This window comes from Sorangium sp. So ce426, from assembly GCF_051475585.1.
GTDB lineage: Bacteria > Myxococcota_A > Polyangia > Polyangiales > Polyangiaceae > Sorangium > Sorangium cellulosum_B.
Genome location: NZ_CP150341.1, coordinates 12,659,293 through 12,673,803 on the forward strand (window position 1 = coordinate 12,659,293; position 14,511 = coordinate 12,673,803).

The 14,511-nt window shown below is 71.2% G+C and carries 11 protein-coding genes; 8 read left to right on the plus strand and 3 right to left on the minus strand.

What is annotated here, in order from left to right:
- The 6 genes from WMF44_RS47575 (at position 1) to WMF44_RS47600 (ending at position 9,020) form a co-directional block, all read left to right on the plus strand.
- Positions 1-2,349 (plus strand): PKD domain-containing protein, encoded by a 2,349-nt coding sequence (locus WMF44_RS47575; RefSeq protein WP_437296670.1) that lies wholly within the window; start codon positions 1-3, stop codon positions 2,347-2,349.
- Positions 2,346-3,755, plus strand: coding sequence for a c-type cytochrome (locus WMF44_RS47580; protein ID WP_437296671.1), 1,410 nt, complete (start codon positions 2,346-2,348; stop codon positions 3,753-3,755). The genes WMF44_RS47575 and WMF44_RS47580 overlap by 4 nt, the downstream gene beginning before the upstream one ends.
- A 129-nt stretch (positions 3,756-3,884) precedes the next feature.
- Positions 3,885-4,940: a poly(ethylene terephthalate) hydrolase family protein gene (locus WMF44_RS47585; protein ID WP_437296672.1), complete on the plus strand. Its 1,056-nt coding sequence runs from the start codon at positions 3,885-3,887 to the stop codon at positions 4,938-4,940.
- A gap of 64 nt (positions 4,941-5,004) precedes the next feature.
- Positions 5,005-6,465, plus strand: coding sequence for a PAS domain-containing protein (locus WMF44_RS47590; protein WP_437296673.1), 1,461 nt, complete (start codon positions 5,005-5,007; stop codon positions 6,463-6,465).
- 194 nt (positions 6,466-6,659) lie between these two features.
- Positions 6,660-7,913 carry a phosphatase domain-containing protein gene (locus tag WMF44_RS47595; protein ID WP_437296674.1) on the plus strand — a complete coding sequence of 418 codons (1,254 nt, stop codon included), beginning with the start codon at positions 6,660-6,662 and terminating at the stop codon, positions 7,911-7,913.
- A gap of 66 nt (positions 7,914-7,979) precedes the next feature.
- Positions 7,980-9,020, plus strand: a complete 1,041-nt coding sequence (locus WMF44_RS47600; protein WP_437296675.1) for a hypothetical protein — start codon at positions 7,980-7,982, stop codon at positions 9,018-9,020.
- 61 nt (positions 9,021-9,081) lie between these two features.
- Here WMF44_RS47600 and WMF44_RS47605 read toward each other — a convergent pair whose 3' ends face one another.
- Positions 9,082-10,254: an aminotransferase class V-fold PLP-dependent enzyme gene (locus tag WMF44_RS47605; RefSeq protein ID WP_437296676.1), complete on the minus strand. Its 1,173-nt coding sequence runs from the start codon at positions 10,252-10,254 to the stop codon at positions 9,082-9,084.
- 101 nt (positions 10,255-10,355) lie between these two features.
- On the minus strand, positions 10,356-11,102 hold the full coding sequence (locus WMF44_RS47610) for a helix-turn-helix domain-containing protein (RefSeq protein WP_437296677.1): 747 nt from the start codon (positions 11,100-11,102) through the stop codon (positions 10,356-10,358).
- Between the two features lie 42 nt (positions 11,103-11,144).
- On the opposite strand from WMF44_RS47610, the gene WMF44_RS47615 reads away from it, so the two are divergent.
- Both WMF44_RS47615 and WMF44_RS47620 read left to right on the plus strand, forming a co-directional pair.
- Entirely contained in the window at positions 11,145-12,338 is a 1,194-nt protein-coding gene (locus WMF44_RS47615; RefSeq protein WP_437296678.1) for a cytochrome P450, read from the plus strand.
- 343 nt (positions 12,339-12,681) lie between these two features.
- Positions 12,682-13,401 (plus strand): hypothetical protein, encoded by a 720-nt coding sequence (locus WMF44_RS47620; RefSeq protein WP_437296679.1) that lies wholly within the window; start codon positions 12,682-12,684, stop codon positions 13,399-13,401.
- Between the two features lie 16 nt (positions 13,402-13,417).
- Here the strand turns inward: WMF44_RS47620 and hisC are convergent, their stop codons facing one another.
- Positions 13,418-14,500, minus strand: a complete 1,083-nt coding sequence (gene hisC, locus WMF44_RS47625) for a histidinol-phosphate transaminase (RefSeq protein WP_437296680.1) — start codon at positions 14,498-14,500, stop codon at positions 13,418-13,420.
- Between the last annotated feature and the right edge of the window lie 11 nt (positions 14,501-14,511).

The following is a 14,511-nucleotide window of genomic DNA, read 5'->3' on the forward strand; positions in this document are numbered from 1 at the left end:
ATGCGCTCGCTCCCGAAGCTCCTCGGCCTGCTCGGAGGCATCTGCGCGGCGGCGGCCTGGCCGGCCGAGGCGCGCGCCGTCACGGCCAGCGTCCCCGTGCGCGCGCCCTCGCTCGCCGGCGAGGCCGTCACGTTCGACCTGACGATCGGCGACGCGGTCGGCCCCGTTCAGGTGCGCTGGGACATGGGAGACGAGACGCGCACCGAGTTCATGGTCGACGACGTGCAGCAGGTCCACACCTACGCCGCTCCCGGCCACTACCCGGTGCTCGTGACGGTCAAAGACGATGTCGGGTTCACCAGCGTCGCCTTCGTGCACACGGCGCACCGGCCGCTCGTCACGGGCAGCGCGGCGGGCTCGACCGACCTCGTGTACGACCCGCCGAACGCGAAGGTCTACACAGCCAATTACGAGAACGACAGCGTGAGCGTGCTCGACGCGAGCGCGCTGACCAAGGTCGCGGAGGTGCCGGTGGCGCGCGGCCCGGTCGGGCTCGCGCTCACCGCGCAAGGCACGCTGTGGGTGCTGCACCGGGATGCGCACGCAGTCTCCATCCTCGACACCGCGTCGCTCTCGGTGGAGCGCGAGATCGCGCTGCCGTACGCGTCGCAACCGATGGGCCTCGCGATCAGCCCGACCGGGGACGCCGCGTACGTGACGCTGATGGCGGTCGGCAAGGTGCTGAAGCTGGACGTGGCGAGCGGCGCCGTCGTGGCCGAGCTCTCGCTCGGCGGTACGCCGCGGGGCGTCTCGGTGTCGCACGACGGCTCGCAGATCTACGTCACGCGCTTCCTCTCCGAGGACAGCCACGGCGAGGTGGCGCGCATCGACGCGGCGACCTTCCAGGTGAGCACGCGCTTCGCGCTCGCCGCGGACACCACGACGGAGGACACGGACCAACAAGGGCGCGGCCTGCCGAGCTACCTGTTCTCGGTGGGGCTCTCGCCCGACGGCTCGTTCGCGTGGGTGCCGGGCAAGAAGGACAACATCTTTCGTGGTCCATTTCGCGATGGGCTAGACCTCACCGACGACAACACGGTACGTCCGCTCGTGGCGCTGCTGAACCTCGCGGAGGGCGCCGAGGACGTCGCGCGGCGCATCGATCTGGACGATCGCAACCTGCCGAACCAGGTCGTGTTCACGCCGCTCGGCGACTACGCGTTCATCAGCGTCGCCGGCTCGGCCCTGGTGGAGGTCCGCGACGCCTACACGGGCGAGTTCGTGACCGCGCTGAAGGAGGCGGGCTTCGCGCCGCGCGGCCTGGCGCTGACCGAGACCAACAAGCTGTTCGTTCACGGGTCGCTCAGCCGCACGGTGACTGTCTACGACGTCGCCGACATCGTCAGCTCGCACGACCTCATCACCAAGAAGCTGGCCGAGATCCCGACGGTCGCCGTGGAGAAGCTCGACCCGCAGGTCTTGCGCGGCAAGCAGCTGTTCTTCAACTCGGCCGACATCCGCATGAGCGACCAGGGCTACATCAGCTGCGCGTCGTGTCACTTCGACGGCGCGGAGGACGGGCGAGTCTGGGACTTCGGCAGCGCGGGGGAGGGGCTCCGCAACACCGTCTCGCTGCTGGGGCGGCGCGGCACGGGCCACGGCAACGTCAACTGGAGCGGCAGCTTCGACGAGATCCAGGACTCGGACGACAACATCCGCCACCTGTTCGGCGGGAAGGGCTTCCTGACCGCCGAGCAGATCGCCCTAGGGACGGTCGGCACGCCGCGCGGAGACAAGAAGGCCGGCCTGAGCCCCGAGCTCGACGCGCTCGCGGCGTTCCTCGGCTCGCTCGACACCTACCGGCCGAGCCCCTTTCGCAATCCCGACGGCTCGCTCACCCAGGACGGCGTCGCGGGTCGCGCCATCTTCAAGCGCCTGGGCTGCGGCTTCTGCCACACGGGTCCCGACGGAACCGACAGCGCGGGCGGCAAGCTGCACGACGTCGGCACCGTGAAGCCGTCCTCCGGGATGCGCGCCGGCGAGCCGCTGCTCGGCATCGACACGCCGACGCTGAACGGCGTCTGGGAGACGGCGCCGTACCTGCACGACGGCTCCGCGCCGACGCTGCGCGATGTCCTCGTCACGGCCAACCCTGATGATCGTCACGCCTTCACCAGCGCGCTCAGCGAAGCCGAGCTCGGGCAGCTCATCGCCTACGTGCAGCAGCTGGACGGCACCGTCGACCTGGAGCCGAGCAAGGGTGACGGCGCGGGTGAGGAGCCGAGCGAGGAGGGCCTCTTCGGCTGCAGCGCGGCGGGCGGGCGCGGCGATCGCCGCGCGCCGCTCCTTTCGTTCGCGCTCGTGGCGGCGTTGATGACGTTCGGCGCCCGCCGAGGGAGGCCCACGTGAGGCGTCTGCAGAGCCTGTGCCTGGTTTCGCTGCTGCTGGCGGCGTGCGTCGGCGAGATCGGCGGGGGCGTCGCCACGGACGAGGCGACGACCGACTGGGACACGCTGCCGTCCGTGAATGCTCCCGACGCGGAGCTGTCGGGCCTGCCCAGGCGCGAGGCGCAGTATCGCGCGCTGTGCGCGACGCCGCGCGGCGACAGCTTCTGGCAGGCGGTGTGCGCCGCGCCCCGCCCGGACATCACCGACTTCGCCAGCTTGCTCAGCGTCGCGAAGCTCGACGATGATCGCGCCTTCGCGCTCACCGGCAACTCCACCTCGCTCGTGAAGGGCGCCGTCTCCGCGGTCAATCCGCGCCTCATCGTCTTTCCGCGCGTGACCGAGATGCGCGAGAGGCCGGCTGAGATGACCGCGCTCGGCTTCGTTCGCGGCGAGCCCTTCGTCGAGATCGTGAGCCGCGACCTCTCGACCGGTGACTACAATTTCTACCTGTTCACGTTCGAGCGGCAGTGTGATTACGACGGCAGCTGCGATCTGGCGAGCCTGCTCACCGAAGAGATAGAGCACGGCTGGACCGCGTTCACCATTTACAGCGAGGAAGACGTCGAGAACACGTCGTTCGACTGTCGCTCGTGCCACCAGCCAGGCGGCTATGGCACGAAGAAGATCTTGCGCATGCAGGAGCTGGAGTTCCCCTGGATGCACTGGTTCCCGCAGCGCTTCGTGCAGCGGACGGAGTCCGATCGGGTGCTCACGGCGCAGTTCCTGGAAGCCCACGCGGAGGACGCGCAGTACGGCGGCATCCCCATCGCGACCATCGAGAATGCCATCGACGAGGGCAGCGGCGCGCAGCTCGAGGCGTTGCTCGTCGCCGAAGGCCAGGCGGCGCAGCCGAACGCGTTCGACCCGCGCATCGAGGCCGAGGCCAAGGCCGGCGCGTCGAGCTCGATCTGGGAGGAGCAGTTCGCCTTGTCGCAGGCGGGTGATTCGATCTCGGTTCCTTACCCGCTCGTGGACGTGACGGATCCCGCGCTCCGCGCGGAGCGGGCCCGGTCCTACCTCGACGTGGTGACGGGCGCGGCCCCGCGACAATCCCTGCTCGATCTGCGCGACCTCTTCTCCGCAGACGCGAAGGTGAAGCTCGGCCTGGTGCCGCCGCCCGGGGCGAGCGGGCGCGCCGTGCTCACGCAGCTCTGCTCGCGCTGTCACGACGGTCGCGGGAACCCGGCGCTGAACCGCGCCAGGTTCAACGTGAAGAACCTGGACGCGATGTCGCGAGAGACGAAGGACAAAGCCATCTTCCGCTTGCAGGAGCCCGCGACCTCGCCGCTGCGCATGCCGCCGTGGCGCGCCGCCGACGAGCTGCCCCCCGCGGAGCTCGCCGCGGCCATCGAAGAGCTGGCCAAATAGCGCCGTCCGCGTGACCGCCGCGCGCCAGTTTGGGGTTGACGCAGGTTATGTGAGCGTTCACATTTGGCGCTCCAGGACCTGCATTGCCTTGCCCGCTTCGCGCTGGCGTGACGTAACCCGAGGGGCATCGTGGACCACGAAAAGAAAGCCATCAGGCGCTTCCATGTCTTCTGCTTTCTCTCGAGCGTCGCGATGCTGGCGTGCGGCGAAGAGAGCGGCGGCGCGGCGCAAGCCGCGGGCTCGGGCAGCTCGAGCGTGTCAGCCGCCAGCGGGGCGCCGACCGGCGTGACCGCTGGGTCAGGCGGCGCTGCCAGCGGCAGCGGCGGCGCCGACGTGAGCGACGGCGGAATGGGCGGAGCAGGCGCGGGCGCGGGCGGAGCAGGCGCGGGCGGAGCAGGCGACGGCGGCGCCGGAGCGGGCGGAGCCGGGGGCTCGCCGCTCCCGCCGATCACCGATTACTCTGCCGAGGGGCCGTTCGCGACGACCGTGGAGCGGAGCGCGGGGCCCAGCGGCAACTTCACGATCTTCAGGCCTGAGCGCCTGGGTGAGGGCGGCTTCCTGCATGCGCCGATCATCTTCGGCCCCGGGATCAATACGCAGGTGACCAGCTACACGGCTCTCCTGTCGAACTTCGCATCTCACGGCTTCGTGGTGGTCGGCGCCAACCTCCTCACGGGCGGCCCCAACGCCCCGAACAACCGCGCGGCCATGCTCGAGGGGCTCGACTGGATCATCGAGCAAAACAGCGAGGCGGGCAGCCTCTACGAGGGCAAGATCGACGTGGAGCACGCCGTTTCCATGGGCTACTCGGTCGGCGGCACCGCCGCTGTGGAGATCGGCGGCCATGAGGCCGTGGCCACCGTCGTCTCCATCCACGGCCACGTCGCGACGGCGGCCCTGCACGGGCCCATGCTGCAGACCAGCGGAACGCAGGACACGGTCGGGCTTCCAATGCAGCAAAAAACGTACGACATGTCCCAGACCCAGACATTCCTGGCGACGGTGATGGGCGCGGATCACGGGTACATCACGCGCGACGTGGGAGGCGTCCAGCGGCCGGCGATCGTGGCCTGGCTCCGTTACTGGATCTACCAGGACACCGGTGGGAAGCACTATTTCTACGGTGATGATTGCGTGATGTGCACCTCCCCCTGGGTGAATCCCCAGCGCAAGAGCTGGGAATGACCTGGCGCCGAGGGAGACGGCACGACCCCATCCACCATCGGAGACGTGCAGCCCCGTCGGTTGGTTGAGGAATGTCGCGATTCACAGCATAGCAGTGTGCCGGCGTACGGATCTCGCGTACATCTTCGGGGATGTCGACCTTGCCACCCCGAGCGCGCTCCGGATACAGTCCATCATCCAACGAATGGCAGATGAGGGATTAGGGGAGATCGGGCGGCTCAGGGCGGAGATCGCAGTGCTGCACGCGCGGGTCGAGGAGCTGGAGAGCGCGCTGGCGGAGCGGTCGAGCGGCGGCGCGGCCGGGGGAGCAGCGCAGCCCGGCGCGGTGAGCGCGGACGCTCACACCGCCTTCGGCCCGCTCGCGTGGCTGCTCACACCGGCGCGGGCGCAGATCCACTGGCGTCCCGATGGCACGGTGACCCGCTGGAACGATGGCGCCGAACGTGTCTTTGGCTGGAGCGAGGGCGAGGCCGTCGGCCGCAGGCTCTCCGAGCTCGTGGGCGCAGATCCCGTGTCCCCGGACGCGGTGCGTGCGCTCTTGCTCGACTGGGCGGAGAACCGGTTCGCCTCGGCCACGAGCGAGGGCAGGACGAAAGACGGGCAGGCGCGCCTCTTCCGGTGGACCCACGCGGTGCTGCGCGACGACAGCGGCGGCGCGCGTGAGATCGCGGCGATCGTCGAGGACACCGGCGACCCACCGTGGAGCGAGCACGTGCTGCTCGGGCGGCTTCAGCTGCTCCTCCAGCTGGTGGACCACTCGCGCAATTCCATCTTCGTCAAGGACACAGACGGGCGCTACGTCTTCGTCAACCGAGCTCACGCCGAGGCCCTCCAGAGGCACGTCCTCGAGGTCATCGGCAAGAATGAAATCGAGCTGAGCCCCCTGGCCACCGAGGCCATCGAGCAGGTCGTGACGAAAGAGCATGAGGTGATGGCCGGGGGAAAGGCGATGCAGTACGAAGAGGTCCTGCGGCTCGGCGACACGACGATTCATTTCTCCACCGTCAAGTTCCCGATCCTCGACGGGCGTGGCGAGCCGATGGGCCTCGGCGGCGTCGTCACCAACACCACCTTGCTGAGGCACGCGGAGGCCGAGCGGGCCGCGCTGCAGGAGAAGATCATCGTCGCCCAGCAGGCGGCCCTCCGGGAGCTGTCCACGCCGCTCATCCCGATCGCCGACCGGGTGGTGGCGATGCCGCTCGTGGGGACGATCGACAGCGCGCGCGCAGCGCAGATCATGGAGACGCTGCTGTCCGGCATCAGCAGTCAGAGCGCACACACCGCGATCCTGGACGTCACCGGCGTGCGCGCTGTCGACGAGCACGTCGCCGATGCCCTGACGCGGACCGCGCGCGCCGCCCAGCTGCTCGGCACACGCGTGGTGCTCACCGGCGTGCGCTCGGAGGTCGCGCAGACGCTGGTCACCCTCGGCGTGGATCTGTCCGGTATCACCACGCTGGGCACCCTGCAAAGCGGCATCGCGCACGCCCTCCGCAACCCGGGGAACCAGCGGTCGGCGGGGTGAACCCGCCTGAAGGAGCAGGAGCTCGGGCCGCCTGGCAGCCGTGTTCTTCGACCGCCGAGCCACGCTGATGCGTTGCCATGTAGGCCTGCCGCGCGGCCGCCGCCGGAGGGGCGGGCGGCAAGGCGCGTGGTCGGTCGGCGGGAGCTGGCCGAGACTACCAGCGCCCGCCGGATCGGTTACGTTGTCAGGACCCCATGACGATCGACACCTCTCCCGACGCGCCCATCCCGTCGGTGCTGTCGAAGCTCGACGAGATCCGGCAGCGCATGGCCTCCCACACCGATCGGGACGACGAGCGACGGGTCCTGGAGATCCTCGCGGGCTCGACCGCCGTCGAGCTCGATCAGCTGCTCCTCCAGCTCGATCTGCCCGCGCTGCTCGGAGACATCGACGATCGCCTCATCGGCCCCGACAACCGCACGGCGCTGCTCGATCTCCTGACCGCCGAGCGCCTCGGCGACCTCGGGATCCCGGCCCGCGCGGCGCTCGCCTCGGCGCTGCAGCGCGGCCGGACCGGTAGCCTCGACGAGCAGGCGCTGCGCCGCCTCTGGCTCGGCACGCGCGGCGCCGACGTCACGCGGCTCAAGAACGCGCTCGACGGCCGGGGAGGCTACCGCGATCTTCACCAGCTCTTCTACCACGATATCGACGACGACTCCCTGCGCGAGGAGCTGCTCGCGCACTTCGCGCGAGAGGCGGTCTCGGCGTCTGGCTCGGTCTCGGTGCGCGAGGTGAAGATCCTGTCCGATATCGACGATACGTTCTATGCGAACTGGAAGGACGCCCGGTACCCGAAGAAGACCGTCTATCCCGGCGTCCTGCAGTTCTATGCGGAGCTCGACCGCGGCCCTGGCCCCGTGCCCGGGCGGGCCGGCGATCTGACCTTCGTCACCGCCCGCCCCGGCGACCGCCTCGGCCTCGTGGAAGACGCGACGATCAAGGCGCTCGCCGAGCGCGGTCAGCTCACCGCGACCGTGCTCGCGGGCTCGTTCACGCGCCTCATCGGCAACCGCACGATCGCGGAGAAGAAGCTCGAGAACTTCCTCGAGTACCGGCGGCTGTACCCGGAGTACGATTTCGTCTTCATCGGTGACAGCGGGCAGGGCGATATCCACTTCGGCCAGCGCATGCTCGAGCTCGCGCCGGGGGCGGTGAAGGCGGTGTTCATTCACGACGTGGTCGCCACGCCCGATCTCGCGCGGAGGGAGCTCGCGGCCTCGGGCGTGCACCTGTTCGATACCTACATCGGCGCCGCGCTCACGGCCCTCGAGCGCGGCCTCCTCGGCCGCGAGGGCGCGGCGCGCGTGGCCGAGGCCGCCACGGCGGCGTTCGCCGCGATACCGTTCCCGTCACAGGTGGACAAGGAGGCGCGCCGCCTCGAGATGGCGCGCGACGTCGCACGCCTGAACGAGGTGCTGCCGCCTTCGCTGCGGACAGGACAGCCGTGAAAGAGGGTATCAGGCTAGCCGCGCCGAGAGCCTCCCGGGCCTCGAAAGGGTAGACTGACAGGCATCATGGGCGGCGAGGGACGTCTGCTTGCGTGGTTCTTCGAGGCCATGGCGCGCCATCAGCCGGACGACGCGCTCTCGTTCACAGAGGCACAGGCGAACTTCACTTCGGTGCTGAAGGGCCTCATCGCAGTGGAGCGCGGCGGCGGGATGGTGTTCGGGTGGGTGCTCTCCGGCGAGCACGCCGATGCGGTCGTGCGCGCCGCGCTCCCGGCGCTCACGGACGCGGCGCTGGCCTGGCGCGCGTACTTCGAGCGGCGTTATGGCGCGCGCGGGCGCCAGGAGGTCGCCCGCATCGCCGCCGCGCTCCGCTACACGCCGTTCCTCGACCGCGGCCCCCTCCGCGCCGACGCGGGCGTCGACGAGGCGCTCGCGGGGCTCATCGACGCCTGCCTCGACCCGCGCCACGCCGCGGCGCGCGCGGGCGAGCCGGGCGCGGCGCCCGCGGACGACCGGCTCGGCGACACGCTCCGTGGCGCCATCGCGCGGCGCGACGCCTCCTCGCCGTGCGCCGGCCGCTCCGTCGCGGTGAAGACCCCCTCTCCGGATCGCCTTCGCGACGTGGCCGAGGTCGAGGCGCGCCACGGGGCATTTCACCCGCAGATCGAGGCGCTCTACGCCGCCATCGACGGCCTGGCGCTCCTTGATTCGGCCTCCCCGCCGTCCCGGGTGCCGTGGCCCGCCGCTCTCCCGCCGGGGGCGCTTGTCCTCGTGTCGCCGCTCGCCTGGGCGAGCGCCGTCCGCAAATCGAGCTCGTCGAGCGCGATGGGCGAGATGCAGCTCCTCGTGCTTGCCCGGCTGCCAGAGCGCATGCTGCCCAGGGAGTCCGAGCGCGGCGTCGAGTTCACCGTGAACCTGTACCTCGCGTTCCGCGTCGGAACGGCGGAGATCTACCTGACGGACGAGTCCTATGGCTCCCCTCCGCTCTTGCTCGCGCGCGATGTGGTGACCTTCTTTCGCGCGATCCGCGGCGCGGCCCCGCGGCTGGAGGGCGTCCTCGAGGCCCTGGCGGAGGCGCTCGGCGGCGGCGCGCCGCGCGCTGGCTGATCGCGGGCCGCGTCCCCCTCGCGGAGGCCGCGCGAAGGACCGCCCCGAGCCTCCCCCTCGCTCAGGCCGCGGCGAGCGCGGCGACGAAGCGGTCGATCTCGGATTCGTCGTTGTAATAATGGACCGAGGCGCGCACCAGATCGGGAATCCCGCGATCCTCGAAGTCGAGCAGCGTCCCGGCGGCGGTCGACACGCTGACGTGGATCGCCTGCGCGCCGAGCCGCTCCTTGATGGCCGCGGCGTCCTCGCCGGCCCGGGTGAAGGTCACGATGCCGCAGCGCTGCTCGCCGAGGTCGCGCACGGTGACCCCGGGGAGCTCGGAGAGCCGCGCGCGCAGGCGCTCGGCCAGCGCACCTACCCGGTCGCGGATCGCCGGCAGGCCCAGCCGGAGCGCATACTCCGCGGCCGCGCCGAGCCCGAGCCGGCCGGCGACATAACTCTCCCAGTTCTCGAACCGCCGGGCGTCGGGCCGCAGCTCGTAGCGATCCGGCGCCGTCCAGCGCGCCGCGTGGAGATCGAGGAACGGCGGCTCCAGCCGGTCGAGCAGCGCGCGCCGGACATAGAGAAAGCCGGTGCCGCGCGGCCCGCGCAGGTACTTGCGCCCCGTCGCCGACAGGAGATCGCAGCCGATGGCCTCGACGTCGATCGGCAGCTGGCCCACCGACTGGCAGGCATCGAGCAGGAAGGGCACGCCGGCCGACCGGGCGCGGCGGCCGATCTCCTCCGCCGGGTTGACCAGCCCGCCGTTCGTGGGGACATGGGTGATGGCGATCAGCTTGACCCGCCCGTCGAGCAGGCGATCGAGCGCGGGCAGCGATACCGCGCCGCGCTCGTCGCTCGGGATGGGGACGATCTCCGCGCCGGTGCGCCGCGCGACCTGCAGGAACGCGATGTAGTTCGAGGCGTACTCGGTCCGCGCGGTCAGGATGCGATCGCCAGGGCCGAAGCGGAGCGAGTAAAACGCCATGTCCCAGGCGCGCGTGGCGTTCTCGACGAGCGCGATCTCGCCGGGCGAAGCGCCGATCAGCCGGGCGATCGCGCCGTAGACCGCCTCGATCCGCTCGCCCGCCTCCGCCTCGGCCTCGTAGCCGCCGACGGTCGCCTCGCGGCGCAGGTGCTCGACCACCGTGTCGACCACCACGGCTGGAGGCAGCGAGGAACCCGCGTTGTTGAAGTGAAGGACGCTGGCGCAGGCCGGGGTGTCGCGGCGCAGCGCGGCGATATCCATCGTCATGACGTCGTCTCCTCGGGAGGCCGACACGCTGCCGGCTGGGCAGCTCCACGTCAATCACGGCGGCCGCCGGCGGCAGCTCGCCCGGTGAAGCGCGGTGAGGGCTATTTCATGAGCCCGCCGCGCAGCTCGCTCGGGGAATAGCCGAGCATGCGGCGGCAGGTCCGCGAGAAGTGCGCCAGATCGGCGAACCCCGCGGCGTGGGCGGCGCCGGTCGCGTCGAGGCGCGCGAACGCCAGGAGCGCCGCGAGCAGCCGGCGCCAGAGCTGGAAGGTGCGGATGGGCAGCCCCACGTCGCGCACGAACAGCGCCTGCAGGTGCGCCTCGGAGACCCCGGCGCGCGAGACCGCGAGGCGCCGGTCCGCGGCCGGATCGCGCAGGGCCTCGAGGACGCGGGCGACCCGCCCATCCAGGGCGACGCGCGGCGACTCCCGCGCGAGCCAGGACGCGACCTCGCGCGCGAGGCCGCCGAGCACGTCGGGGCGCGACAGGGACGCGCGGTGCGCCGAAAGGGCTCCGTCGAGGCGCGCGAGGAGCCGGCCTTCGAGCGGACAGGGGCCGCCGCGCAGGCGCGCGTAACCCGCCACCTGCGGCATCGCCTCGGGGTCGTACAGGAACCCGAGCGTCGGCCCGGGGCTCGCGGCGGCGTGCCACAGGTCGGGGGGCACCACGACCGCGCGCCCGCGCACGACCGCGCCGCCCGGCTCGGTCACGGTCACCTCGCGCTCGAGCCCCACCAGGATCGCCGCGCCGTGCTCTGCGTGGAGGGTCGACCCCATCGCCGTCGAGGCGCGCACCGCGAAGGCGTCCGCGAGCACGGCGCTGATCCGGGATTCGTTCAAGCGGCCCACGTCGCCTGATCCTACCCTGGCCACCGCTGGAGGTGGTGAGCGATGAACCTGTTCTCGGAAGAGATGCGCCGAAACCCTTACCCCGCGTACGACCAGCTCCGGAGCCGCACTCCCGTGCTCCACTACCCGCCGTCCGACGCGTGGATGATCTTCGATCACGACGGCGTGAAGCGGGCGCTCCACGATCACGAGGCGTTCAGCTCGGTCGTGTCGCCGCCGGGCACCAGGACCGCCGAGTGGCTCGTCTTCTCGGACCCTCCGCGCCACACCAAGCTGCGCGCCCTCATCACACGGGCCTTCACCCCGCGCGCGGTCGCGGGGCTCGAGCCGCGCATCCGCCGGCTGTCGCGCGAGCTCCTGGACCGGACGATCGAGAGCGGCCAGATGGACGTCGCCGAGGACTACGCGGTCCCGCTCCCCCTCCTGGTGATCGCCGAGATGCTCGGCGCCCCGATCGCGGACCAGCCGCGGTTCAAGCGCTGGAGCGACGCGATCCTGGACCTCAGCCATACCGTCTCCGGCAGCGAGGAGGCGGTCCGCGCGCTCGACGCGTTCACCGCGGTGACGGCCGAGATGCAGGCCTACCTGAGGGGCCTCATCGAGCAGCGGCGGGCGGCGCCGGAGGATGACCTCCTGACCAGGCTCGTCGAGGCCGAGGTGGACGGAGAGCGGCTGAACGAGGACGAGATCCTGGGCTTCTTCCAGCTCCTCCTCGTGGCCGGCCACGAGACGACGACGAACCTGATCGGCAATGCGATGCTGTGTTTCCTCGAGAACCCGGACGAGCTCGCCCGCCTCCGGGCCGCGCCCGATCTGCTGCCCTCCGCGATCGAGGAGGTCCTGCGCTACCGCTCGCCGGTCCAGGCGATGTTCCGCGTGACGAGGCGCGATGTCCCGATGCACGGCCAGGTGATCCCGGCCGGCAAGGCGGTGCTGGCGATGATCGGCTCCGCCAACCGAGATCCAGAGCAATTTCGCGATCCTGACCGCTTCGACATCGCGCGCGATCCCAACCCGCACATCGCGTTCGGGCACGGCATTCACTTCTGTATCGGGGCGCCGCTCTCGCGCCTCGAGTCCAGGGTAGCGCTGGCGGATCTCGTCGCGCGGCTCGGCGGCCTCGAGCTCGCGAGCGACGCGCCGTGGGAGCCGCGCCGGGCGATCCACGTGCACGGCCCGACCCGCCTGCCGATCCGCTTCACGCCGGGGCCGCGCCTCGGCGGCGGCGCGGGCTGATGCCTGCCGGCCTGATGCCCGACGGCCTCACCCGCTCCGCAGTGCGTTCCGGCGAACGCAGCCGCTGTACAGCGATGGACGCCTGAATCCGCCGCGTCGCCGAGCTCGGGCGGGCGCGCCGCCGCGCCGCGCGCGGCTCGGACGCCGACGATGCGGGACAGCTGTGGCGTCATCGCCGCGCCTCGCACCGGTGGCACCACCATTGCTGAATGGGATGGCGCTGATGGCGCTGATGGCGCTGATGGCGCCGGCGCCGGCCGCATGAACGACGCTGGCGGCGCCCAGCGGACCGCCGTCCCGCGGCCGAGGTGGTCGATCGGGATGGGCAGGCATGGAGGATTCGATGAAAGACCAGACCTCCGTCGAGGTTCTCGTTCCACGTGAGATGTCGCCGGATCAGAGGCTGCGCCTCATCGACGAGCTCTATGGCTTACGCCGCGTGATCTTCGAGGGCGCGCAGCGGGAGAAGAGCTTCGCCACCCACGTCATCGACGCTGGCGCGGAGCACGGCGCCGTCGTGGTCCACAGGGGCGCTGACGGCCAGATCACCGGCTATTTCGCGGTTCAGATCATGGATCCGGAGCCCTCCGGCGCGCAGATCGCGATCTTCCGCGGCGAGTCCGGGGCGCTCGGCGAGCACGCAGGCGACGATGGCGTCCTCCGCCAGGTCCTTTTGCGCCTGATCCGGTACATGCTCGCTCACCCGGGTCGACCCGTGTTTTGCCTTTGCTCGGTGGCTCACCCGTCGAGCTATGCGCTGTTCTCGCGCTTCGTCGACATCGCGCGCACGAGCCCGCCGGAGGGCGCGGACGAGCTCATGTCCAGGCTCGCCTCCTCGTTCGATCCGGAGGTGAACGATCGAGGTAGCCCGTTCGTCTTCGAGGTCGGGCAGACGGCGGCCGAGCCGGCGGGCGGCTGCGACTTCCTGCACGTCTACGAGAGCCCATCGGCGCGCCCCGGCGCCGCGGAGGAGCGCGAGCTCATCACGCTCGTGCCGCTGCGCCTCGGCGGCATGCTGCGCGCCGCGGTGGGCTGCGCGCCGCCGGAGGCGAGGCGCTGGTAGCGCGCCGCTCGCCGGGTCAGGCCAGCACTTCGGACAGGCTGTCGAGGAATCGCTGGTTCTCGCGCTCGGTGCCGATGGTGACCCGAAGGCTGGTCGGCAGGTTGCCGAAGGGCCGCACGATGACGCCCTTCCGGAGCAGGGCGTCGTACACAGGGCGCGCCGGCCGCCCGACGTCCACGAGCACGAAGTTCGCCTGGCTCGGCGCCACCGACAGCCCGAGCCGCGTGAGCTCGCGCGTGAGCCGGTCGCGCTCGCGGAGGTTCAGCGCGCGGCTCTTCTCGACGTGCTCGGCGTCGTCGAGCGCCGCGACGGCGGCCGCCTGCGCCAGCGCGCTCACGTTGAACGGCGCGCGCACCCGGTTCAGGTAGTCGATGAGCTGAACCGGGCCCACGGCGTAGCCGACGCGGAAGCCCGCCAGGCCGTAGATCTTCGAGAAGGTGCGGAGCACGAGCAGCCGCTCGCGGAGCCCGCGGAGGCGCATGGAGTCCGGGAAGTCCGGCGCGTCCGTGTACTCGATGTACGCCTCGTCCATGACCACGATCACCTCGGGCGGGAGCTCCCTGAGCAGGCGCTCGACAGCGGCGCGGCCCACGTGCGTGCCCGTCGGGTTGTTCGGGTTCGCGATGAACAGGAGCCGCGTCTTCGGCGTGACGGCCGCGGCCATGGCCTCGAGGTCGTGCCGCAGGTCGCGCAGCGGCACGGCCGTGAACGGGACGCCGTAGGCGAGCGCGGCGAGCTTGTAGACGACGAAGGCCGGGTCGGCGAACACGATGTGCGAGCCGGGCGTCGCGAAGGCGTGCACGATCAGGTCGAGCAGCTCGTTCGAGCCGTTTCCCTGGACGATCTCCTCCATCGTGACGCCGTGGACCGCCGCGAGCCGCTCGCGCAGCCGGTAGGCCGCCCCGTCCGGGTAGAGGTGCACGCTCTCGAGCGCCCGGCGCGCCGCCTCGAGGGCGCGCGGGCTCGGGCCGAGCGGGTTCTCGTTCGAGGCGAGCTTCACGGCGTCCGTCACGCCGAGCTCGCGCGCGAGCTCATCGAGCGGCTTCCCCGTCTCGTAAGGCGAAAGCAGCTCGACGGAGGGCAGAACTAGCGCGGACATAGCGCGCACCC

Excerpts from the sequence above, each read along its gene's own strand:
- WMF44_RS47575 (WP_437296670.1), top strand. The coding sequence starts at position 1 with ATGCGCTCGCTCCCGAAGCTCCTCGGCCTGCTCGGAGGCATCTGCGCG.
- WMF44_RS47595 (WP_437296674.1), top strand. The coding sequence starts at position 6,660 with ATGACGATCGACACCTCTCCCGACGCGCCCATCCCGTCGGTGCTGTCG.
- WMF44_RS47600 (WP_437296675.1), top strand. The coding sequence starts at position 7,980 with ATGGGCGGCGAGGGACGTCTGCTTGCGTGGTTCTTCGAGGCCATGGCG.
- WMF44_RS47605 (WP_437296676.1), bottom strand. The coding sequence starts at position 10,254 with ATGACGATGGATATCGCCGCGCTGCGCCGCGACACCCCGGCCTGCGCC.
- WMF44_RS47615 (WP_437296678.1), top strand. The coding sequence starts at position 11,145 with ATGAACCTGTTCTCGGAAGAGATGCGCCGAAACCCTTACCCCGCGTAC.
- WMF44_RS47620 (WP_437296679.1), top strand. The coding sequence starts at position 12,682 with ATGAAAGACCAGACCTCCGTCGAGGTTCTCGTTCCACGTGAGATGTCG.
- hisC (WP_437296680.1), bottom strand. The coding sequence starts at position 14,500 with ATGTCCGCGCTAGTTCTGCCCTCCGTCGAGCTGCTTTCGCCTTACGAG.